Genomic DNA, 21,897 nt, shown 5'->3' with positions numbered 1-21,897 from the left:
GATCGGAGGTGCGCCATGGCCACGATCAAAGATGTCGCCGCCCTTGCGGGCGTATCCGTATCGACGGTATCGCGGGTCATCAATGCCAGCGGCTATGTGGACAACAAGACGGAAGAGCGGGTGTTGGCCGCCATCCAGACCCTTGATTACCGCCCCAGCCGCGTTGCCCGCACTCTGGTAACGCGCAGATCGGGGACGATCGGCCTGATTCTGCCTGACATCACCAACCCCTTTTTCCCTGAGGTGGCCCGGGGCGCAGAGGATGAAGCCTACCGTCACGGCTACAACCTGATCCTCTGCAACTCCGATTGGGAACTGGAGAAGGAAATCCTCTACCTGGGCATCCTGCGCCAGCAGTGTGTTGACGGAATCATCCTGGTCAGCACGAAGTTGACGGAGGAGCGCCTGGCCGAGGAATGCCGCTCTTTGCCGTCCTTGGTCGTGATCGATCGCACCATCACGCTAGATATCCACTCCATCAGTTCCAACAATGTCGGTGGCGCCGTCCTGGCGACAGAGCATTTATTATCCCAGGGTTACCGCCGCATCGCCCATATCGGCGGACCCTCTTCCTCCATCTCGGCGCAGCAGCGACTGGAGGGCTTTCGCCAGGCCATGACCAAAGCCGATCTTCCGGTGGAACCGGCCCTTGTCGTCGAGGGTGATTACCGCCTCGACGGGGGAAAGCGGGCTATGGCCCGGTTGCTGGCAATGACGCCGCAGCCGGAGGCGCTCTTTTGCGCCAATGACATGATGGCCATCGGGGCGTTGGAACAGTTAAACGAGGCCGGTCTGCGCGTCCCCGCTGATATAGCTGTCGTCGGCTATGACGGCATCGCCCTCACGCGGTACATCCATCCGCGGCTGACGACGGTTATCCAACCCACCTACCAGATGGGGGAGCGGGCCGTGCAACTGTTGCTGGAGACAATCAAGGGCAATGAGAACTATCAACACATTGAACTGGAGCCCCGGTTGGACATCAGGGAGTCTTCTTTCAGGAGGGGTGAACCATGATAAAGCCGCGCCTGCTCGTCATCGGCAGCATCAACGTAGATCTCGTGGCCTATGCCGAGCGGATTCCTCATGCCGGGGAGACGGTCAAGGGAAAACAGTTTACCACCATCCCTGGCGGCAAGGGCGCCAACCAGGCCATGGCGGCCAACCGTCTCGGTGCTGAGGTGACCTTTTTGGGCGCTGTCGGCGATGATAGTTACGGAAACGATATGCTGCGGTATTTCCGCGAAAACGGGTTGGAACCCTCGCGGGTCAAGCAGGTTTCCGGTTCCACCGGTGTAGCCCTGATCGCCGTCGACGACGCTGGGAATAACCAGATCGTCGTCGTCCCCGGCGCCAACGATCAACTGAAACCAGCCGATCTGGAGGCTTGCGCCGACGATTTCTCCGCCGCCGACGTAGTGGTGATCCAACTGGAAACGCCCCTGGAGACGGTGGGAAAAGCGATTGAACTGGCAGCCTTTGTGAAAAAACCCTTAATCCTCAATCCTGCGCCAGCGCAAAAACTGCCTGAGGATTGGCTCCGCAGCGTCACCTACCTAGTGCCGAATGAGCACGAAGCAGCCCTGCTTGGCGGCGATCCAGCGCGCGACTTCGTCGACCTGCAGGAGAAAATGACGGGAACGCTGATCGTGACCATGGGCGAGAAAGGTGTCTTATTTAAAGACAGCGGCCTTAACGATAGCGGTGATAGCAGCGGCGAGAGAGAGATGCGCCGCATCCCCGCCTTCTCCGTCCCCGTCGTCGATACAACAGCTGCTGGGGACGCCTTCGTCGCCGGATTCGCCGTCGCCCTGGCCGAGGGTCAGCCGTTGAAGGAAGCCCTTCGCTTCGCCAGCGCCGTCGCCGCCTTGTCGGTGACGAAGGCGGGCGCCCAGACATCGCTGCCGCTCAGGGAAGAAGTCAATCGTTTTTTGGAGGGTCTTACATGAAAAAACAGGGCATCTTGCATCACGATCTGGCCGCCCTGATCGCTAGCCTTGGCCACGGCGACCTGGTGGTGGTGGCCGACAGCGGTCTGCCGGTTCCGCCCGGCGTCCCCTGTATCGACTTGGCTGTGACCAAAGGGGTGCCGCCCTTTTTGCCGGTCCTCGACGCCATCCTCTCGGAGATGGTCGTGGAAAACGCAACGGTTGCCGAAGAGTTAAAACCGAATGAACAAATCGTCGAGGCCATTGCCGGGCGCTTGAAGCCGGTGGAACTGCACTTCGTCAACCACGAATCGCTGAAGACGCGTTGCCGTCAGGCCCGGGCCGTCATCCGGACAGGGGAGTGGACGCCCTACGCCAACATCCTCCTCTATGCCGGCGTCGCCTTTTGACGGCTGGGAGGGATAAGAGCATGCCCCTTTTGGAGATGCGGGCGATCCACAAAAGCTTTCCAGGCGCCAGGGTGCTTAAGGATGTCGACTTCTGTGTGGAAAAAGGGGAGATCCACGCCCTGCTAGGCGAAAATGGCGCCGGCAAGTCTACGCTGATGAAGATCCTGACCGGCATTTACGGCAAAGACAGCGGAGAGATCCACTTTGACGGCAGTCCATTGGCGGTGCAAGGGCCTCGCGAAGCGGAAGCCCTGGGAATCGTCATGATCCACCAGGAATTCAACCTCGTTCCCCAGTTGAGCATTGCCGAAAACATCTTTCTGGGCAACGAAGGCCCCTTCACTCGTTGGGGAACCATCCGTTGGCCGGCGCTGGTGGAGGCGTCACGCCGATTCCTCGACCAGGTGGGATTGTCGGTGGCTCCGACGCGAACTGTAGATTCGTTGAGTGTCGGCGAAAAGCAACTGGTCGAAGTGGCGAAAGCGCTTTCCAAGGAAGCGAAACTGCTGATCATGGACGAGCCAACCGCCGCCCTGACGGAGACGGAAAAAGAAAAGCTCTTCTCCATCATGACCACCCTCGCCGCGCAGGGCGTGTCCATCATCTTCATCTCTCACCGTATGGAGGAACTGTTTGCGATCTGTGACCGCGTCACCGTCCTCCGTGACGGCGAATATATCGCCACTCGGACCATAAAGGAGACGACCATCGATGAACTGGTCTCCCTCATGGTCGGCCGGCAGGTTGAGGATCGCTTTCCCAAAGTACCCGTAAAACCGGGCGACACGATCCTGGAAGTGGAAGGCTTGCAAAACGACCGGCTGAAAGCGGTCAACCTGACGGTGCGCGCCGGCGAAGTGGTCGGCATCGGCGGCCTGATGGGCGCCGGCCGGACAGAGGTGGCCCGGGCCATCTACGGCCTCGATCCGGTCAAAGGCAGCCTGCGCCTGAAAACAAGAAGCGGCGAATCCTTCACCGGGCTCTTTCGCCATCCTGCTGAAGCCATCGCCCAGGGCATCGCCATGGTGCCGGAGGATCGCAAGGACGAAGGTCTGGTGCTGATCGCCAGCGTGAAGGACAACATGGCCCTGCCGACGCTGGACAAACGGGCGCGCTTGGGCGTCATCGATGGCGCCGAGGAACGCCGCATGGTGGACGGCTATGTCAAGACCCTGCGCGTCAAGACGGCTGGGACGGACCAGCCGGTGCGCAACCTGAGCGGCGGCAACCAGCAAAAGGTCGTCTTCGGCAAATGCCTCGAGACAAAACCGCGCCTGCTGATCCTCGATGAGCCGACGCGCGGCGTCGATGTAGGCGCCAAGGTGGAGATCTACCAGTTGATCAACCAAATGGCCGCCAGCGGCATCGGCATCCTGCTCATCTCGTCCGATCTGCCGGAACTGATGGGCATGAGTGATCGCATCTATGTTATGTACGAGGGCAGCGTCACCGGCCATTTCACCCGTGAGACGGTGACGGAAGAATCCTTTATGCGTTGCGCCACGGGAGGTAGACCATGAAAGACCTGCTGGACAAACTCCGCCGCTACCGGATGGGGCCGCTGATCGGGCTGGTCCTGATCTGCATCGCCCTGACCCTCATGTCAGATCGCTTTTTTACGCCCTCTAACATCCTGAACATCGCCAGGCAGGTGTCTATCAACACCCTGCTCGCTGTGGGCATGACCTTCGTGATCATCTCCGGCGGGATCGACCTTTCTGTCGGCTCCATCCTGGCCTTCGCCGGCGCATTGGCTGCGGGGGCGCTGGCCAGCGGCATGGATACGGGGTTGGTATTGCTCTACGCCTGCTTGATCGGCCTCGCCGGCGGCACACTGAACGGGTTGTTGATCGCCTATGGACGCATCGCGCCTTTTGTGGCTACTCTTGGCACCATGACCCTCTTCCGGGGCGCCACGCTGATTTACACGGAGGGACGCCCCATCCGCGCCGTCGAGGAAGGCTTCAATGCCCTTGGCGGCGGTTACCTGGGACCTATCCCGACGCCGGTCGTCATCACCGCTGTCATGGTACTTCTGGCCTGGTTCGTTTTAAACCGGATGACGGTGGGCCGTCGTGTCTTCGCCGTCGGCGGCAATGAGGAAGCAGCCGTGCTCAGCGGCATCAAGGCGACCTACAGCAAGGTTTTCGTCTACGCCGTCAGCGGCCTCATGTGCGGCCTTGCCGGGGCCATCCTCACCTCAAGGCTTATGTCAGCCCAGCCGACAGCCGGCGCAGGCTATGAACTGGACGCCATTGCAGCCGTCGTCCTCGGAGGAACCAGCCTCTCCGGCGGCCAGGGCGGCGTGCTTGGGACCCTTGTGGGCGCCTTGATCATCGGGGTGCTCGACAACGGCCTGAACATACTCAATGTTTCTTCTTTCTACCAGCAGGCGGTAAAAGGCATCGTGATCCTGATCGCGGTGCTGTTAGATCGGCGCAATGCCGCAAGGGGGTGAGCGGAGAAGGGGTTGTTTGTGAACGTATCCTTAAACGAGTTGCGAAAGAGTCACGAAAGAGACGCGTAACATTGAAAGATTGAAAACAAGTAGGAGGAAATCGCATGAAACGGTATTTAAAAGCAGCATCCCTCGTCGTAGGTTCCCTCTTTATGCTCGGCGTCCTCGCCGGCTGCGGCGGTTCCAAAGAAGCCCCTAAACCAGCCGATAAACCGGCCGACACCGCCAAGAAGATGACCGTCGGGATCGCCCTCTCGACGCTGAACAACCCCTTCTTTGTCGATATGCGCGACGGCGCCCAAGCTGCCGCCGATAAAATGGGCGCCAAGCTGGTGGTCATGGACGCCCAGGACGACGCCTCCAAGCAGGTCTCCCAGGTAGAGAACCTGATCCAGCAGAAAGTGGACATCATCCTGCTGAACCCCACCGACAGCGATGGTCTCGTCACAGCCGTCAAAGACGCCAACAAAGCGAACATACCGGTCATCACCCTCGACCGCAGCGTCAGCGGCGGTGATGTCGTCTCCCACATCGCCTCCGACAACGTGTCCGGCGGAAAACTCGCTGCCGATTTTGTCGTCAAGTCCCTGAACGGCAAAGGCAAAGTGGCTGAACTGGAAGGCATTGCCGGCACCTCTGCCGCCCGTGATCGCGGACAGGGCTTCCACAGCCTCATCGATAGCGAAAAAGAAATCAAGGTCGTAGCCAAGCAGCCTGCCGATTTTAACCGCTCCAAAGGGATGACCGTCATGGAGAACATCCTCCAGAGTCAGCCCGACATCCAAGCCGTCTTCTGTCATAACGACGAGATGGCTCTCGGCGCCCTGCAAGCCCTGCAAGCAGCCAAAAAGAACGTGATTCTCGTCGGCTTCGACGGCGGCGCTGACGCGGTCAAGGCCGTTCAAGAAGGCAAGATGTCGGCCACCGTCGCCCAACAGCCCAAGTTGATCGGCGAAATGGGCGTGCAGACTGCTGAAAAAGTGGTCAAGAAAGAAAAAGTGGAAGCGAAAATCCCTGTCGCGCTGAAGTTGATCACCAAGCAATAAAGAGGAACATCTTAACATGAAAACCCGGAGGCCGCGACCAACGACTAGCGCTTGGTTTGCGGCCTCCGGTTCTGTTTAGCTGTCTCCCGATAGGGGTAAAATGGGAAGGATTATCCATTGAGGGAAACTCGCTTTTTTTGTGTGGATGAAATTGACCTATTGGTGAATTGAGACTTGTCTGGGCAGCGAAATCGGTGTAAGCTGAAATCGCAAATAGGAATAATCTTATTTAAGCAGAACCGCTGGTTGGAAAAAAGCCTCTTGCCGTTACATCGAGTTTTTGAAAGGGGGATGGGCCGTGTCCATTCGCAGGAAGGGGACTGTGCAAGCACCGCCGGATCTCTGGCAGTCCGATAAAAATCTGCTCGTTGAGGCCCGGAATCTCTCTTTTCGATACGGTCACCAGGAAACCCTGAGCGACATCCAATTGAACATCTACCGGGGAGATTTTCTCGGCATCATCGGCCCGAACGGTTCGGGCAAGTCAACGCTCTTGCGGCTGCTCCTCGGTTTGTTGTCGCCCGAACAGGGACAGGTGCTGCTTTGGGGAGAACCTTTGGCGCAGTTTCGCCAGTGGAGCCGGATCGGCTATGTTCCGCAGAAGGCGACGGCCTTCAACGCCGCTTTTCCCGCCACTGTCCGCGAGGTCGTCGCCGCTGGAAGGCTGGGGCGCAAGGGACTCTTTGGGCGCCTGAACAGTGCTGACCGGGAGATCATCGACCAGTCCCTGGCCACGGTGGGGATGGACGCCTTCGCCGACCGGCTGATCGGTCACCTGTCGGGCGGACAGCAGCAGCGGGTTTTTATCGCCCAGGCGCTCGCCGGAGAACCGGAAATCCTTTTTTTGGACGAGCCCACTGTCGGCGTCGACGCGGAGCAGGAAGAGCAGTTTTACGGCCTCCTGGAACGATTGAACAGCGAATCAGCCATGACGATCGTCATCGTCTCCCATGACATCGGCGCTGTGACAGAGCGGGTCAACAAGCTCGTCTGCTTGAACCGCCGCCTTTTTTTCCATGGCGAGGTGAGCGGCTTTAAGGCGCGCCAGTCGGAAATCCTCTCGCTGCTCTACGGTCACCCTGTTCAGATGATCCGGCACGGCCATTAGGAGGGGGAGCCTCATGCCCGAAATGCTCCAACACGATTTCATGGTCCGGGCGCTTTTGGCCGGCGTCATGGTCGCCGTCATCTGTCCGGCCATCGGACTATTTTTGGTTCTGCGCCGGCTTTCCCTGATCGGTGATACGATTTCCCACATTTCCCTCGCCGGCGTCGCCGGGGGGATGTTGCTCGGTGTCTATCCGCCCTTGATGGCCCTAGGTTTTTCCATCGTCGCCGTTCTCGGTTTGGAGCGGTTGCGCCGCCGCTTTCAAAACTACGCCGAGATCTCCATCGCCGTTTTTTTGTCCGGAGGCGTCGCCCTGGCGGTCATCCTGTTGAGCATGAAAAAATCGGCCTCTTCCGATATCTTGAGCTATCTCTTTGGCAGCATTGTTGCCGTCAATGACCGCGATCTGACCATTCTGGCCGTTGTCAGTATGGCTGTGTTGCTGATGGTCGGTCTCTTTTACCATCGCTTTTTTTATATCACCTTAAACGAGGAAAAGGCGAGGTTGAGCGGGCTGCCGGTTAATGCCCTCAACCTGTTGATCATGGTGTTGACAGCCCTTGTTGTAGCCGCTTCCATGCGGATCGTCGGCATCCTGCTCGTATCGTCCATGCTTGTTCTGCCTGTCGCCGCCAGCCTGCAGGTGGCGAACAGCTTCCGGAAGGCCCTCTGGCTGGCGCTGCTCTATGCCTTGGCGGAAGTCAGCGTCGGGCTGACGGCTTCTTATTATCTCGATCTCGCCCCGGGCGGAACCATCGTCTTGCTGGCAGTCGTGCTGCTGGTGGCGACCATCGCGTTTCGCGCCGCCGCTGATCGCTTTCTCCGCCGCCGGTCCAGAGAAGAGGCCACGCTGCGTGGGCTGGCGAATCACTGACCAAGATTTGAAAAAAGGCAGAAGCTTGCTACGATAGGGAAAAAACGAAAAGACATTCGAACGGACAGGAGGCGTCATGGGGATAGAGGAGACGAAACAGACGCAGACAGAGGATGTGCTTGACCTGCTCAAGGAAAAGGGGTACAAGTTCACACCCCAGCGGCGGGCGGTGATTGGCGCTCTGATTGATGCAAAAGAACCACTTTCCGTCAAGGAGATGGTCGATCGCCTTCGCGAGGACTACCCTGATATGAGCGCCGACACGGTCTACCGCAACCTGAAGGTGCTTTGCGACCTGGGGGTGGTCAGCCTGATCAGCCAGCAGGGGAAGGAGGGCGCCCGGTATGAACTGGATGGGAGGCCCCACCACCACCACCTGGTGTGTGTGTCTTGTGGCAAGTCAGTCTGCCTGCCCTATTGCCCCATGGAGGAGAGGGCGGAGGAACTGGCCCGGCGAGAGCATTTTCAAGTCCTTGGTCATACCTTCGAGGTATTCGGCTACTGCCGCGATTGCCAAAAGGGAGAAGGGACCTCTTGATCTGGCATATCCTTGCCAACGCGGAACGGAAAGAGTTGTACACATACATAACGCGGATAGGGATCGCGCCCGACGGTTGTTAAATGTGGAAGTTTTCGCTCACCCAGCGAGCTTCCATTTTTTATTTGTTTACGGATAGTCCATAAGTGCGGTAAGGTTTAAAAGATACTGCCTTAAAGGCTTCATTTTTTATGGAAGCATGGCGCTATCGACAACGGAAACATCAATCGCTGACTCAAATAAGTTTGTGTGTCAGGGCCTTGTTTCTACAGGAAGGAATGGAATAACCTATGCAACGACCCATTTGGAGAAGAAGATGGAGACGAATCATCGCGGTGGCGACCATCACCGCCGCTGCTGCAATAGCGAGCTTGCCGACAACGGCTCTGGCAGCCGGCGTTTCGCTAACCGCCGGCCCAACGCCTGCGGCGGCGGTGACCACGCAGACCACGGTGACGAGCCCCAATGAACTGCTGACGGCCAAGTTTTGGATGAACCGCAATTACTACGATGTCAACGGTAAACGCAACGGCATGGATTCGTCGCCCTTCGTCGATGCGAAGGCGGGACGGGTGTTGATGCCGCTCAGGTATCTGGCCTACAGTCTTGGCATCGCCGAAGGGGATATCCAGTTTACGAAAAATGCATCCGGTTGGGTCGATCAGGTGATCATCCGTCGACCCTCTGCCGGCGGTTTCAAAGACACCTTGCAGATCACCGTGGATAGTCCCAATATCCTGGTAAACGGGGGACAGACAGGCGCCCTGGACGTAGCGCCGCGCATCGTCAACAACCGGCTGATGGTCCCCTACCGGGCGGCGGCCCAGGCGTTAGGGGCGATGGTCGCCTGGGACGCCGGAGAAAAAGCGATCATCGTCAAAACCTGGAAGGCTGTGCCCGCTCCGCAAAAGCCTCTTGTCCAAAAGGTCTCTCTGCTCCAGGGCCAGCGGCAGATGAAGTCTTTAGACATCAACGGCGTGGAAAAAACCTTGCAGGCGGCGAGCGTTCCCCTTGTCGTCGATCCTGTCGATCACAGGACGCGCTTTGATATCCTTGAGTACCTGAAAGCATGGGGGATTCCGGATTCGGCTATCCTCTATGACCCGGTGCAGGGAAGTCTCGCCGTCCGGGGAATCGCGAGAGAAAACAAACCGGGAGAGCCCTATGGCGCAGGTTTTGTCTATTTCTACGCCGGCGACGGCTACGGTTGGATCAGCAACTACCTGCCCACCAATCCAGAGGACGGCGTCGACGCCATCACGCTCGTCAACGGCAGGCTCTATGGCTCTGTTCCCCTGCTCAACGCCGTGTCACCCCTCTTTGGCAGGCGCACCGAGGGCGGCATGACCAACGACGCCATGTGGGTTCGTCTGGTGAATCCCTAAGGGGTTAGGGGGTGTTCCGCCTGCCTTTGCCGGCGGGTGGTATTCCATCGCCACTGATCGCCGTCACTTGTCACGATGACGGCGCCGCAGGTGTCGGTGCGCAAGACCTCGGCGCACTGTTCTCCCCAACGCTGCAAGACTTCCGGCGCGGGGTGGCCGAAGGTGTTCCGACCGACGGAGACGACAGCCAGGGCCGGTTCGCCGAGCGCGCCCATGAATGATGGTTCCAGGTTGTGCTTGCTGCCATGGTGGGGGATCTTGACCACCCCCGCTGTCATGGGAAAAAGATCGCCTCCGAAATGGGAAATGAGATAGGCCTGTCCTTCCCGCTCCAGGTCACCCGTCAGCAGCAGGCGGCAACGGCCGTGTTCGACCAGCAGCGCCAGGGAAGAGTCGTTGACTGTCTGGGGCGGAGCGTCAGGCGTCGGGTAAAGGACCGTCATCCGGACAGCCGGATCAGGGCTGATGTCGATGCCCGGTTCCGGCGCTTCCAGAACGGGAACAGCTCGTTGAGCGGCCAGGTCCCTCAGTGCCAGGTAAACCGGTGGCGCAGGACCGGGAGGGGTGGAAAGCACCAGTCGGCGCACCGGGAACTCGTTCAACAGATAGGGAAGGCCGCCGATGTGATCCTGATCAGCATGGGTATTGACGATCAAATCCAACCGGGTGATCCCCTGGCGGTGAAAAAAGGGGGATACGACCTGTTCGCCGGGGTCGAAGCTCTTTTTGGATGGCGCCTCTGCGTTCCCGAGGGTGAAGAGCGGCGGCCCGGGCGTATCGACCAGCACCTTCTTGCCGCCTGGTGTCTCAATCAGGATGCCGTCCCCCTGCCCCACATCCATGAAGGTGATCCGCAGCTCTTCCGGAGCCAGGAGACGGAAGGCGAAAAAGAGGATGATCAGGACCGGGGCTGCTCGTACAGACCAATCCTGGATGTAGGCAGCCGTTTTCGGACGGAGATGGCCGGCGAGACCCTCCCGGAATAAGACGAGGACCAGGTAGTAGGCGGCCAGGAGCAAGGGAGAGGGTGTGGCTACTGTCAATGCGGCCCCCGGCAGGCCGGCCAGGCTGTGAAGGACTGTATTCAGGAGACTGACAGCGGCTGCTGATACGAGGGTGAAACTCAGCGCGCCTGTGGACCAGATGGGCAACAGCAGGAACGAGATGAAACCCAGGATCGTCACCAGGGCGATGATCACCCCGCCGGCAAGGTTGGCCAGAAGGCCGGAGATCGAAAACAGGTTGAAGTAGTAGAGGCCGAGGGGCGATACAGCCAGTTGAGCCGCCAGTGAGACAAGCAGGGCATCGATGATCAGGGTTGCCCCTTTGCTCGCAACGCTGCCCACGCTGGCAAAAGGGCTTGCCAATCGTCGCTCCAGTGACAGCGCGAGACGCTCATTGGCGGGTTGAAGCGCCTGATGCAGCGTGGGGAAGAGGTACAGGATGCCCCAGGTGGCTGAAAAGGATAATTGAAAACCGGGGTCGGCGAGCATCAGGGGGTTGACGAGGAGGATGGGCAGCGCGGCCGTAGCCAGGAGTGTCGGCGGATCGGCTCGGCGCTGGAATCCGTAGGCCAGGAGTCCGCCCAGCGCCATCAATAGCGCACGCTGCACCGAGGCGGGAAAACCGGTCATGAAACCGTAAAATACGATGGCGGCGGCCGTCACGGCGATGCTCGGCCAGAGGGGCGCCCGCCAGCGCCGGCCGCCGCGCAGGAGTGTCAACACCGTCCCGGCGATCACCCCGATGTTGGAGCCGGAGACAGCGAAGGCATGGGCGACACCGGTGACGCGGTAGACTTGGCGATCCTCCTCCGATAGATCGCCCTGACCGCCGAAGAGGATCCCATTGATGATACCCGCCGTTTCCCGAGGCAGTTGCGCAAAGAGAAAAGCCTCCATCTGCCCGCGCAGGCTGTAGGCAGCGCCAGCGATCCGGTTGGTGACGCTTTTTCCGGAAAAGCCAGCCTCCTCATCGACAACAATCTCTCCTTCTGCATCGGTGATGAGGGAGCGGAGGCGCCCGATCGCATCGCCGCTGCGGCAGTGGAGTTCTACGGCGATGCCTTGTCGCCACAAGTAGGATCGGTAGTCAAAATCTCCGGGATTGCGCCGTTCTGTCGGGAGACGCAACTGCCCTGTCACCTCTACCCATTCAAAAGGGTGAAGCGCAAGCCCTGACGGCGCCCGCTGGGACCTCACGCGGATTTGTTCTCCCTCAATGGTCCGCAGATCCATGAGCAGGGGGGCATCTTTCGAGGCGATCTGTTCCACCCTGCCAACGAGTGTGACCGTTCGCTCCAGTGACGGGTACAGTCCGGAACGGGGCTCTGCTCCCAAAAAAGCGTAGGCGGCCCCGGCGGCGATGACGGCGGTGTACAAGGCGGACCGCTTCCAGAGGTTCGGCGGGACTTGAGCCGTCGACGCGGCGAACAGATGCCGGTCTCCCCAGATCAGCATCGCCACCCCGCTAACGGCCAGCGCCAGGCCCATTTGGACCGTTTCAGCGGAGACGGGATAGGTTCTGATTTCATGGCCGAGCAGTCCCAGCGCGATGCCGGCAGCATAGAGACAAACAAAAACCACCAAAGGACGCTTCATAGCGACACCCCCGGTGGCTTTTTCTACATATGCACAGTAAATTCCTTTTCATCCAGAAAAAGAAAAATCAAGACTGCAGGAAGTAACGCTGGTATAACTCAATTCGATAGGCGAGACCCAGAGAACCCGCCGGTATATCCCGGGCCTTCCCAACATCTCCTGACATGACCGTATCTTTTTCCTGTTCACTCGAAAAGGTTTCACCTTCCAGGATACAGCCGAAACCATGACGGTGCAAAAAACCCCAGCAGTATTCCTCGGCAAAACGGCGAAGGAAGATGCCCTTTTGTCTCTGTTCCGCTTGCTGTTGTCGCAGGTCGCGGCTGAATTCGGAGGTATCCGATAAAAAACCGTCGTAACGGCGGCGGCAGAGGCGCCAGAAGCGCTGCGGAAAGAGGAGGAAGGCGAGGAGCACAGGGTATTCGCCCGGCTGTAGGGGAGAGATCTCCTCATAGACAGAGAGGATCTTCTGCCCGAGCGAAAAGGACCAGCGGTGGCTCCGCAACACCCGGTCAAGGAGGCGGGCCATATCGACAAGGCGCAGGTCCCAACGGCAGTAGTCGAAGTCGATCAGGTGCGCCTCATCGCGGTAATTGAGGACAAAGTTGCGGGCGGCGATATCACGATGGACGAAGGTGTTCTCCTTCCGCGATTCGGCGGCGATGCGCCCAAACTCCGATTTTTCCAGCACTGCCAGAGCCCTTTGGGCTTGCCGGATCTGTGTTTTCAGCAGATCCCGCTCACCGGGCGCCCCTGCGCCCAGCGCCTCATAGCGGTGCAAATCGGCGGTCCGCCCCGCCAGCAGTCGGGGCCAGCGCAACCAATGGGAGCGCCGCCGGGACAAGCCGGGTGATTCGAGTCCCTTTGCGTACTGGTGGAACTCGGCCAAGGTCGCCGTTGCGGCGATGATGTGCGCTTCCACAAAAAAATCGCAGGGCCGGTCAGCAACCCAATTGGTCAGGAACAACCAACCATCTCCGCCAGAATCCCTGCTATCTCCACACATGTCCGGGTTCGGGATCCACAACCGCCCTTCCCGCGAAGGCAGCAAGACAGGTGAACGGGTAAAGCCCTGCCTGCGCAGATGCTCCATGGCCGCACAGATGAAGCGCAGTTTCCCTTCATCATAGCCCACTCTTTTTAAACAGAGGGGCCCCATATCAGTCTCCAGCCGCCAGACCGGCGCCAGCCGCTGGATCGACCGGACATGCAGGCCATACTCCCGCCGGATCAGTTCGACCAGTTGTTCCGCCGTCTCTGCCAAAGACTGCAACCACCTTGCCGACTGCTCTTGCCTTTGCTCGATTTCGTTTTACAATATATGAAGAGCAGTCCCCAAGGGGTCTGCAGAAAGGCGGGTTGGTCATGGATTATGCCGGCATGAAGGCAACGCTCCAGCGGGATGTTTACGCCTCTGTCTACCTGATCTACGGCGACGAACCCTTCCTGATGAGCGAGGTCTTGGAAGAATTGACGGGGCGCTTTGCCGGACAACCGGGAGGGGAATTCAACATGGACCGACTGGAGGGGGATGTGACGGCCGAGACGATCGCCGAAGCGGCCCAGACACCGCCCTTCATGGCGGAACGGCGCCTCGTCATCGTGCGAGACGCACCCCTGTTGCGCGCCGCTCGCGGTTCTGATGGGGCCGATGGGGAGGGGGCCTCGTCGGGAAAAGGAAAGGGGGCGAGCCGTTCCAAGACGATGGAACCGGAGGCGCCGCTGCTCAAATACCTCTCTGATCCGTCGCCGACAACATGCCTCGTCTTTTTCTCCCCTTCAGGGGTTGACAAGCGAAAACGCCTATACAAAGCGATTGAAAAGGCCGGCCATGCCGTCGAGATCAAAAAACTGTCCGAATCCGACGTGCGGAACTGGGCGGCTCAGCGGGCCAAGGCGATGAAATTGCCTTTTGAAGCCGAGGCGCTGAACCTGCTCATCGACCGCGTCGGCGACGATCTGGGCCGGCTGGTATTGGAGTTGGAAAAGCTGCGCAACTTTCTCGGTGAGCCGTCACCGACCCGGCGGGTGACGCCGGAACGAGTCCGCCGCCTTGTCCCGGCCACACCGGAAGACAATGTCTTCGCCATCGCCGACGCCCTAGGCGACGGACGGGTCGACGACGCCCTGCGCATCACCCGCGATCTCGTCCGCAACGGCCAGCATCCCATACCGCTGCTCTTCCTGATCATCCGCCATGTGCGGCAGTTATTGCGCCTCAAGGAACTGGCCGCCTCCGGCGTGCGCAAGACCGACTGGGCCAGGGAGATGAAGCTGCCCGCAGGGGTTGTGCGGAAACTGGAGAGCCAGTCCGACCGCTTTCCCAGGGAGGAATTGCGCCGCCTCTACCATCGCCTGACGGCAGCCGACGTAGCCATCAAGACGGGCGCCGGCGAGGCTCAGCAGACGCTGGAGCTCTGCCTGCTCGCCTTCGCCACAAAAAAGGCATGACAAAAGGGAGACCGGATGTTCCGATCTCCCTTTTCATTACCCTATTAGGCGCCGTAAAAACTGCCTAGCGGACAGTGGCCGTTACACCGCAGCCTTGTTGAAACGCTTCGTGATACGGGACTTTTTGCGAGACGCCGTATTCTTGTGGATCAAACCTTTGGCGGCGGCTTTATCGAGAGCCCGGACAGCCTTGGCAAGGGCGGCGCGAGCATTGTCCACGTCGGCGGAGGCCAGGGCGGCTTCGAAACGCTTCAGCGTCGTCCGCAGCGCCGAACGGGCAGAGGCGTTCTTCAACGTCCGCTCACGGGCGATCTTGACCCGCTTGATCGCTGATTTGATATTGGGCACACTCCTCACCTCCTTGCCACTCAACAAAAGTCATTTTACCATGTGACAGAGTGAGATGCAAGAAAGACTTTGCGCTCCAGCCAGAATATGACGGGTTTTGCGTGGGGGTAAGGTTTTATTGCCAAAAAAGGGGTTTCGATGATGTATGAATCGGGAAGGAGAGGAGAAACTATGGGCGAAATGTTCCAAAAGGAGGAAACAGCCCATCATGTTTTCAATGGTCGTCCGCTTTCTCGTCTCCGCCGTTGTCCTCTTGGTGGCCAGTTGGTTCATCCCTTTCTTCGTCATCAACGGCATTATGGGAGCCGTCGTGGCCGCCCTGGTTATCGCCCTGCTGGGTTACGCAGCGGAAGCCCTATTCGGAGACCGGATCACCAGCATGCATCGCGGCATCGTCGGGTTTCTCGTTTCCGCAGCCGTCATCTGGCTGAGCCAACTGTTGGTGCCGAACGCGATCCAAACCAGTGTCATCGGCGCTTTGATCGCAGCGTTGATCATCGGCGCCATTGACGCCGTGCTGCCGACGCCGCTGACGCCAAAAGCGCTTCCCGGCGGAGGAAAAAGGTAAGGCGGCGAGATTCCCGTCATAGCTTGCTAACCCCCTTCATACCCATATATTGGGTGGGGAGGGGGTTTTTATTTTGTTCATTCGCCGGACAAACCCATGGGGGCGCACAGGCCCGAGTCGCCTCTGGGTGGTCGTCTTGCTCGCCTCGTTCGTACTGTTTGGATGGATGTGGCGGGCCATGCCGGCTTTTTGGACATGGTTCCCGCCTTTTGACATTCTCCGGCTGGCCGTGCCTGTCCTTTCATCGCCATCCCCGGCGGCCCCGACGGATCAGCGCGACGGCGCGGACATGGATGATAAAGAAAAAACACTGACGGCCTCCAGTCCGAGGGGCTTTACGGCCGATCAACTCAATCGTCTGATCGAAGGGCAAATCCCCCTGCTGGGAACAACGCTGCAGCAGGCCAACCCAGTGTCCGGCCAGAAAAACACAGTGGCTTCCGGCGAAAAAAACAGCCCCGGCAGCGGCGCCAATCTGAGGCGGGCCGTGGAACAAGAGGGGGATGATTACCCCGAGCTGGATATCCTCCGCGAGGATCCTCGCGGAGAGCGCAGCACCGATTCTGGCGAAAAAACAGAGAAAAGCTCCCCTAACCAGCCGGCTTCCGATGTTCCTCCCCAGCCGCCGTCAGGGGAGCCAAATCCCTTTGTCTTGCTCTATCACACCCACAATGCTGAAAATTACGGCGCTGATGGCGGCTCGTCCCGGCTCGACGGGCGCAACGCCGGCGTCTTCACGGCCGGCAAGCGCCTGGGAACGCGGCTTCAGGAGAAGCAGAGACTAACGGTTGTCCATTCCGATGCCATTCATGACTACCCATCCTATGATCTGGCCTATGTCCAATCGCGAAAGACCCTCCTGGCGTTGCTGCAACGCTACCCCAATCCTCTGGCGATCATCGATTTGCATCGTGACGCTGTGCCCCTGCGGGAAACGGTGACGGTGGGTGGTCGGAAGGCGGCGCGGATCCTGATCGTCGTGGGGACCGACGCCCGGGCGGCGCATCCACGCTGGAGGGATAACCTCCGGTTTGCCGAAGCTGTGGCGGCAAAACTGGATGAAAAAGCGCCGGGACTGTGCAAGGGGGTCATCACCAAGGCCGGGCGCTACCACCAGCAGCTGCATCCCAGGGCGCTGCTCGTGGAAATCGGCGGAGACCGCAACAGTGTGGCCGAGGCCCAGGCGGCGGCGGAGATTTTCGCTGACGCCCTGGCGAAGGTGTTCCAGGAGAAGGGTTTGCTCCGGGATGCGAAAAAAGGAGGATGACGACTTCACCGTCTGAAAGAATAGCCGGTATAGGCGTTTTTTTGACTTCTCGCCGGAGATATGACGGAAATACGGTTGTCAAAGCAAAAAAAGTTACTACAATTAGGGAGGGAGCCAGCCAGGAAAGGGAGTCGGACAGTGAACCACATCGACAACGACGGATCGCCGCCTTCCCGGGGCGGTCAACGCATCGCCAAGGCGGCCGGCTCGATCATGCTGGCCATGTTGATCTCCCGCCTCCTCGGTTTTGTCCGGGAAGCGGTGATCGGGGCCAAATTTGGACAGAATGCCGTTACCGATTCATACATCGCCGCCTTCGCGCTGCCTGATTTTCTCTATTTCTTGCTCGTCGGAGGCGCCCTCTCGACGGCCTTTATCCCGGTCTTTTCCTCTTACGTCGCCACCGACAAGGAGAATGACGGCTGGATCGTGGCGTCCACCTTTATCAATGCCATGCTCTTGCTGCTTACGATCGGCATCATCATCGGCGAGATTTTCACCCCCCAGTTGATCCCCCTGGTTGCCTATGACTTCGAGGGAGAGACGCTGGAACGGACGATCTTCCTGACGCGGATCATGTTTCCCTCCGTCTTGTTCACCGGCCTGGCCGGGTTGGCCATGGGGGTACTGAACTCCTTCCAGCACTTCCTGATGCCTTCTGTCGGGGCGATCCTCTACAACGTGGTCATCATCCTCTGCGGCTATTTCTTGTCTGACACCTTCGGCATCGCCGCCTTTTCCATCGGCGTCGTCCTCGGCGCCTTTGTCAATTTCCTGGTGCAGGTGCCCATGCTTCTGCGCGTCGGCCTGCGCTACCAGTTGGTGATGCGCCTTGACCATCCCGGTGTTCGCCAGATAGCCAAGTTAATGGGTCCGGCCCTCCTCGGCCTGTCGATCGGTCAGGTCCAGGACATCATCAACCAGAACCTGGCATCCGCCTTGGAACCGGGATCGATCACGGCCCTCCGCTTCGCCAACCGTTTGATGCAACTCCCGCTCGGGGTCTTCGCCATCGCCATCTCGGTGGCCGTTTTTCCTAGCTTGACGAGCGCCGCCGCCCGCCGGGAATGGACCGATTTTCGTCGCAACCTGTCGCTGGGGTTGCGGACCGTCATCTACATCACCGTCCCTGCCGCCGTCGGCATGGCCATCCTGCGCGTTCCCATCGTGCAGGTCCTCTTTGAGCGTGATAAATTCGATCATGGGGCCACCTTGGCGACGGCGTCAGTATTGCTGTTCTTCCTCATCGGCCTTTTTGCCCAGGGCGCCAACCAGTTGCTGCCCCGTGTCTTCTACGCCTTGCAGCGGCCTTCCATCCCAGTCCGTATCAGCCTGATCATCCTCGTCCTCAACACGGCGCTCAGCCTGGTCATGATCCGCTACTGGGGGGCAGAAGGGTTGGCCATGGCCTTCTCCCTTAGCGCTGTCGTCGCCTTTGCCATGTTCTTGCTCCTGGCGCGGCGGGCGCTGCGGTCGATCGACGGTGGTCGGCTATTGGCGTCGCTGTTGAAAACTCTCATGGCCTCGGCGATCATGGGAGGCGCGATCATGGCCTTGCAGGAGTTCATCGTCGTCATGGTGGATATGACCGTCCTGACAGGTCAATTGATCCTGTTGACGGTTACCGTATCAGCCGGCGCCGGCGTCTACGCGCTGGCAACCTACGTAATGAAGATGGAGGAGGCGGACATGGTCGCCCGCACCTTCCTCAGCCGGTTTATGCGGCGTTAGGGGCCTGCACGCTTATTCGTGCGGGTCTTCTCTTTTTAAAAAATGCAAGGATTGGCTTCCCGATTAACGTTGTTTGCTCTCAATAAAATGAGTTATAATATATTGCATATGTCTGTGCAATTGGCAAGGGAGGACTTATAGAATTATGGGAAAGGCGCAAGCCAACATTCGAAATTTTTGCATTATCGCCCATATTGACCACGGCAAATCGACCCTTGCCGACCGCATCCTGGAGTTTACCGGGGCGCTGACGGAGCGTGAGATGGAGGACCAGGTCCTCGACTCGATGGACCTGGAGCGGGAACGGGGCATCACGATCAAGCTGCAAGCCGTTCGTCTCCAATACAAGGCGAAGGACGGCCAGGTCTACACGCTGAACCTGATCGACACCCCGGGCCACGTGGATTTCACATATGAGGTTTCCCGTTCCCTCGCGGCCTGCGAGGGGGCCTTGCTGGTCGTTGACGCCGCACAGGGCATCGAGGCCCAGACGCTGGCCAACGTCTACCTGGCATTGGAGAATGATTTGGAGATCATCCCCGTCGTCAACAAGATCGACCTGCCTAGTGCCGAGCCTGACCGAGTCAAGCAGGAGATCGAGGATGTTATCGGTTTGGACGCCTCTGACGCCATCCTGGCTTCTGCAAAAGCCGGCATCGGCATCGAAGAGACACTGGAGGCGATTGTGGCCAAGATCCCGCCGCCGGAGGGCGACCCGACAGCGCCGCTGCAGTGCATGATTTTCGATTCCTTTTACGACGCCTATAAGGGCGCTATTTCCTATGTCCGTGTCGTCGAAGGCAGCGTGAAAAAAGGCACGAAAATCAAAATGATGTCCACCGGCAAGACCTTTGAGGTGACCGAGGTGGGCGTTTTCACCCCAGCGCCCCGGCAGGTGGAGAAGCTCTCTTCCGGCGAGGTCGGCTTCATCGTCGCCTCCATCAAAAACGTCAAGGACACCCAGGTGGGCGACACGATCACCGACGCCGACCATCCGGCCAAAGAGCCGCTGCCCGGCTACCGCCAGGTGACGCCCATGGTCTACTGCGGCCTCTATCCTGTGGAAGGCGCCGATTATGAAGACCTGCGCGACGCCCTGGACAAACTGCGTCTCAACGATGCAGCCCTCATCTATGAACCGGAAACGTCGGTGGCCCTCGGTTTTGGCTTCCGCTGCGGCTTCCTTGGGTTGCTGCACATGGAGATTGTTCAGGAGCGGCTGGAACGGGAGTTTGACCTTGACCTGATCACGACGGCGCCGAACGTCATCTACAAGGTCAACCAGACAGACGGCCAGGTGGTCCTCGTCGACAACCCGACCAAACTCCCTCCGAACCAGAAGATTGAGACCATCGAAGAGCCTTATGTCAAGGCCTCTGTCATGGTGCCTTCCGACTTCGTCGGCGCCGTCATGGAGCTTTGCCAGGAAAAACGGGGCGCCTTCATCAATATGGACTACATTGCCGGCCAGCGGGTGATGCTGATCTATGAACTGCCCCTGGCGGAAATCATCTTCGACTTCTTTGACCAGTTGAAGTCCCGCACCAAGGGTTACGCCTCCTTGGACTATGAACTGATCGGCTATCGCGTCTCCGAACTGGTCAAGCTGGACATCCTGCTCAATGGGGATCTCATCGACGCCTTCTCCATCATCGTCCACCGCGACCGCGCCTACAACCGCGGTCGGGCGCTGGCTGACAGGCTCAAAGACCTCATCCCCCGGCAGATGTTCGAGGTGCCCATCCAGGCCGTCATCGGCAACAAGGTCATCGCCCGCGAGACGATCAAGGCCATCCGCAAAAACGTGCTCGCCAAGTGCTACGGCGGCGACATCTCGCGGAAACGCAAGCTCCTGGAGAAGCAAAAAGAGGGCAAGAAGCGGATGAAACAGGTGGGAAGCGTCGAAATCCCGCAGGAAGCTTTTATGGCTGTTCTTAGCATTGACAAGTAGGGCCGATTGGAATGATGAACATTCGAGAATGGCGCCAGGAACCCTCTGCAGCGCCAAGGTTAAAAGCGGATTGGGGCGTCTATGTCCACGTCCCTTTCTGCCGCAGCAAATGCGCCTACTGTGACTTCTATTCCCATCCGGCCGACAGCGAATTCCGGATGGCCTATGCAAACGCCGTCATCGGCCAGATGGAAAGGGAGGCGGACCAATGGCGGCGCCGCCTTCCCTCCGGGCCGGCGACGGTTTTTTTTGGCGGCGGAACGCCCACGCTGCTCCCGGCTGCCGCCGGAGCGCGGATCCTGGACACCCTGCGGCGCTGTTATGGATGGGAACGATCCGGCGTTCCGATGGAAATCACCATCGAAGCCAACCCCGGGACCGTCGATGAGCGCGAACTGGCTGTCTGGGCTGAGGCTGGTTGCAACCGCCTTTCCCTGGGGGTGCAAGCCTTCCAACCGCGCTTGCTGACCTTTCTGGGGCGTTGCCAGCGTCTCCACGATGTGACCGAGGCTTTCGCGGCAGCCCGCAAGGCCGGTATCGACAACATCAGCATCGACCTGATCTACGGCATCCCTGGGCAGAGCCTCGATGACTGGCGCCTTTCCCTCGAACTGGCCTTGAACTTTTCACCTGCTCACCTTTCTCTCTATAACTTAAAAGCCGAACAGGGAACCCCTTTGGCGGAATGGATGATGCGCGGCCTGGCTGAACCTTGTGTAGAAGATCTTGAGGTGGAAATGTACGAGGCAGCCCAGCAAACCTTGCAGTCGGCCGGCTTTCTCCAGTATGAACTGTCCAACTTCGCTCTGCCCGGAAGGGAGTGCCGCCACAACCAAAACTACTGGCGACGGGGAGACTACCTCGGTTTTGGCAGCGGCGCCGTCTCAGCAGCAGGCTTGCGGCGCTGGTCCTGGCCAGCCGACAGCGGCGCCTTCGTACTATCTTTTGAAAAAGGTGAAGACATACAGCCTGTCGAGGAGGAAGGCCTTTCTCCGGAGGTGGCCGCCCAGGAGGCGATCATCCTCGGTCTGCGCACAACGGCTGGTGTCAATCTGTCGTTGGTGGCCGGCGAGTACGGCCTTGGCGACGCAACGTTGGAAAAATGGCATAGACTGTCAGCAGAGCTCTCGCGGCAGGGATGGATACACTATGATGGGACAAATATCTCCCTTGTGTCGCGAGCCTATCTGATCGCCAATGAGATCATGGCCCGCTACCTGGATTGAGGGGCGGC

At 59.2% G+C, this 21,897-nt stretch carries 19 protein-coding genes; 16 read left to right on the top strand and 3 right to left on the bottom strand.

Annotated elements, in window-relative coordinates:
- Window positions 1-15: 15 nt before the first annotated feature.
- From GTO91_RS03780 to GTO91_RS03735, 10 genes are all read left to right on the top strand, one after another.
- A complete protein-coding gene (locus tag GTO91_RS03780; RefSeq protein WP_161255021.1) occupies window positions 16-1,017 on the top strand; it encodes a LacI family DNA-binding transcriptional regulator in 1,002 nt (333 codons plus the stop codon).
- The gene (gene rbsK, locus GTO91_RS03775; protein ID WP_161255019.1) at window positions 1,014-1,949 is read left to right on the top strand and encodes a ribokinase; all 936 of its coding nucleotides are present in this window, start codon (window positions 1,014-1,016) and stop codon (window positions 1,947-1,949) included. Before GTO91_RS03780 ends, rbsK begins: the two co-directional genes overlap by 4 nt.
- A complete protein-coding gene (gene rbsD, locus GTO91_RS03770; protein ID WP_161255017.1) occupies window positions 1,946-2,338 on the top strand; it encodes a D-ribose pyranase in 393 nt (130 codons plus the stop codon). The genes rbsK and rbsD overlap by 4 nt, the downstream gene beginning before the upstream one ends.
- 20 nt (window positions 2,339-2,358) lie before the next feature.
- Entirely contained in the window at window positions 2,359-3,858 is a 1,500-nt protein-coding gene (locus tag GTO91_RS03765) for a sugar ABC transporter ATP-binding protein (RefSeq protein ID WP_161255015.1), read from the top strand.
- On the top strand, window positions 3,855-4,796 hold the full coding sequence (locus GTO91_RS03760) for an ABC transporter permease (RefSeq protein ID WP_161255013.1): 942 nt from the start codon (window positions 3,855-3,857) through the stop codon (window positions 4,794-4,796). Before GTO91_RS03765 ends, GTO91_RS03760 begins: the two co-directional genes overlap by 4 nt.
- A gap of 104 nt (window positions 4,797-4,900) precedes the next feature.
- Window positions 4,901-5,842 carry a ribose ABC transporter substrate-binding protein RbsB gene (gene rbsB, locus GTO91_RS03755; protein WP_161255011.1) on the top strand — a complete coding sequence of 314 codons (942 nt, stop codon included), beginning with the start codon at window positions 4,901-4,903 and terminating at the stop codon, window positions 5,840-5,842.
- Window positions 5,843-6,140: 298 nt separating this feature from the next.
- Window positions 6,141-6,950 carry a metal ABC transporter ATP-binding protein gene (locus GTO91_RS03750; RefSeq protein ID WP_328793718.1) on the top strand — a complete coding sequence of 270 codons (810 nt, stop codon included), beginning with the start codon at window positions 6,141-6,143 and terminating at the stop codon, window positions 6,948-6,950.
- A gap of 13 nt (window positions 6,951-6,963) precedes the next feature.
- A complete protein-coding gene (locus GTO91_RS03745; RefSeq protein WP_161255008.1) occupies window positions 6,964-7,824 on the top strand; it encodes a metal ABC transporter permease in 861 nt (286 codons plus the stop codon).
- A 76-nt stretch (window positions 7,825-7,900) separates the two neighbouring features.
- Window positions 7,901-8,362 (top strand): Fur family transcriptional regulator, encoded by a 462-nt coding sequence (locus GTO91_RS03740; protein ID WP_161255005.1) that lies wholly within the window; start codon window positions 7,901-7,903, stop codon window positions 8,360-8,362.
- 335 nt (window positions 8,363-8,697) lie between these two features.
- Entirely contained in the window at window positions 8,698-9,747 is a 1,050-nt protein-coding gene (locus GTO91_RS03735; protein WP_161255002.1) for a stalk domain-containing protein, read from the top strand.
- Here the strand turns inward: GTO91_RS03735 and GTO91_RS03730 are convergent.
- Window positions 9,744-12,347, bottom strand: coding sequence for a DNA internalization-related competence protein ComEC/Rec2 (locus GTO91_RS03730; RefSeq protein WP_161254999.1), 2,604 nt, complete (start codon window positions 12,345-12,347; stop codon window positions 9,744-9,746). The genes GTO91_RS03735 and GTO91_RS03730 overlap by 4 nt on opposite strands.
- Before the next feature lie 67 nt (window positions 12,348-12,414).
- The gene (locus GTO91_RS03725; RefSeq protein WP_161254996.1) at window positions 12,415-13,611 is read right to left on the bottom strand and encodes a CotS family spore coat protein; all 1,197 of its coding nucleotides are present in this window, start codon (window positions 13,609-13,611) and stop codon (window positions 12,415-12,417) included.
- Between the two features lie 101 nt (window positions 13,612-13,712).
- Here GTO91_RS03725 and holA point away from each other — a divergent pair, with 101 nt between their 5' ends.
- The gene (holA, locus tag GTO91_RS03720; RefSeq protein ID WP_161254993.1) at window positions 13,713-14,798 is read left to right on the top strand and encodes a DNA polymerase III subunit delta; all 1,086 of its coding nucleotides are present in this window, start codon (window positions 13,713-13,715) and stop codon (window positions 14,796-14,798) included.
- Window positions 14,799-14,879: 81 nt separating this feature from the next.
- Here holA and rpsT read toward each other — a convergent pair whose 3' ends face one another.
- Window positions 14,880-15,146, bottom strand: coding sequence for a 30S ribosomal protein S20 (gene rpsT / locus GTO91_RS03715; protein WP_161254990.1), 267 nt, complete (start codon window positions 15,144-15,146; stop codon window positions 14,880-14,882).
- A gap of 208 nt (window positions 15,147-15,354) precedes the next feature.
- Between rpsT and GTO91_RS03710 the strand changes: the two genes are divergently transcribed.
- The 5 genes from GTO91_RS03710 to hemW all read left to right on the top strand — a co-directional run bounded on the left by GTO91_RS03710 (window position 15,355) and on the right by hemW (window position 21,889).
- Window positions 15,355-15,714 carry a phage holin family protein gene (locus tag GTO91_RS03710; protein WP_161254987.1) on the top strand — a complete coding sequence of 120 codons (360 nt, stop codon included), beginning with the start codon at window positions 15,355-15,357 and terminating at the stop codon, window positions 15,712-15,714.
- A 73-nt stretch (window positions 15,715-15,787) separates the two neighbouring features.
- On the top strand, window positions 15,788-16,981 hold the full coding sequence (gene spoIIP, locus GTO91_RS03705; protein WP_161254984.1) for a stage II sporulation protein P: 1,194 nt from the start codon (window positions 15,788-15,790) through the stop codon (window positions 16,979-16,981).
- A 138-nt stretch (window positions 16,982-17,119) separates the two neighbouring features.
- Entirely contained in the window at window positions 17,120-18,712 is a 1,593-nt protein-coding gene (murJ, locus tag GTO91_RS03700) for a murein biosynthesis integral membrane protein MurJ (protein WP_161254981.1), read from the top strand.
- A gap of 145 nt (window positions 18,713-18,857) precedes the next feature.
- Window positions 18,858-20,663 carry a translation elongation factor 4 gene (lepA, locus tag GTO91_RS03695; RefSeq protein ID WP_161254978.1) on the top strand — a complete coding sequence of 602 codons (1,806 nt, stop codon included), beginning with the start codon at window positions 18,858-18,860 and terminating at the stop codon, window positions 20,661-20,663.
- An 11-nt stretch (window positions 20,664-20,674) separates the two neighbouring features.
- Window positions 20,675-21,889 (top strand): radical SAM family heme chaperone HemW, encoded by a 1,215-nt coding sequence (gene hemW / locus GTO91_RS03690; RefSeq protein WP_161254975.1) that lies wholly within the window; start codon window positions 20,675-20,677, stop codon window positions 21,887-21,889.
- Window positions 21,890-21,897: the final 8 nt, after the last annotated feature.

It is taken from the genome of Heliomicrobium undosum, assembly GCF_009877425.1.
Classification (GTDB): Bacteria; Bacillota; Desulfitobacteriia; order Heliobacteriales; family Heliobacteriaceae; genus Heliomicrobium; species Heliomicrobium undosum.
This window is presented reverse-complemented; position numbering and strand designations above follow the sequence as displayed.

Excerpts from the sequence above, each read along its gene's own strand:
- GTO91_RS03780 (WP_161255021.1), top strand. The coding sequence starts at position 16 with ATGGCCACGATCAAAGATGTCGCCGCCCTTGCGGGCGTATCCGTATCG.
- rbsK (WP_161255019.1), top strand. The coding sequence starts at position 1,014 with ATGATAAAGCCGCGCCTGCTCGTCATCGGCAGCATCAACGTAGATCTC.
- rbsD (WP_161255017.1), top strand. The coding sequence starts at position 1,946 with ATGAAAAAACAGGGCATCTTGCATCACGATCTGGCCGCCCTGATCGCT.
- GTO91_RS03765 (WP_161255015.1), top strand. The coding sequence starts at position 2,359 with ATGCCCCTTTTGGAGATGCGGGCGATCCACAAAAGCTTTCCAGGCGCC.
- GTO91_RS03760 (WP_161255013.1), top strand. The coding sequence starts at position 3,855 with ATGAAAGACCTGCTGGACAAACTCCGCCGCTACCGGATGGGGCCGCTG.
- rbsB (WP_161255011.1), top strand. The coding sequence starts at position 4,901 with ATGAAACGGTATTTAAAAGCAGCATCCCTCGTCGTAGGTTCCCTCTTT.
- GTO91_RS03745 (WP_161255008.1), top strand. The coding sequence starts at position 6,964 with ATGCCCGAAATGCTCCAACACGATTTCATGGTCCGGGCGCTTTTGGCC.
- GTO91_RS03740 (WP_161255005.1), top strand. The coding sequence starts at position 7,901 with ATGGGGATAGAGGAGACGAAACAGACGCAGACAGAGGATGTGCTTGAC.
- GTO91_RS03730 (WP_161254999.1), bottom strand. The coding sequence starts at position 12,347 with ATGAAGCGTCCTTTGGTGGTTTTTGTTTGTCTCTATGCTGCCGGCATC.
- holA (WP_161254993.1), top strand. The coding sequence starts at position 13,713 with ATGGATTATGCCGGCATGAAGGCAACGCTCCAGCGGGATGTTTACGCC.
- GTO91_RS03710 (WP_161254987.1), top strand. The coding sequence starts at position 15,355 with ATGTTTTCAATGGTCGTCCGCTTTCTCGTCTCCGCCGTTGTCCTCTTG.
- lepA (WP_161254978.1), top strand. The coding sequence starts at position 18,858 with ATGGGAAAGGCGCAAGCCAACATTCGAAATTTTTGCATTATCGCCCAT.
- hemW (WP_161254975.1), top strand. The coding sequence starts at position 20,675 with ATGATGAACATTCGAGAATGGCGCCAGGAACCCTCTGCAGCGCCAAGG.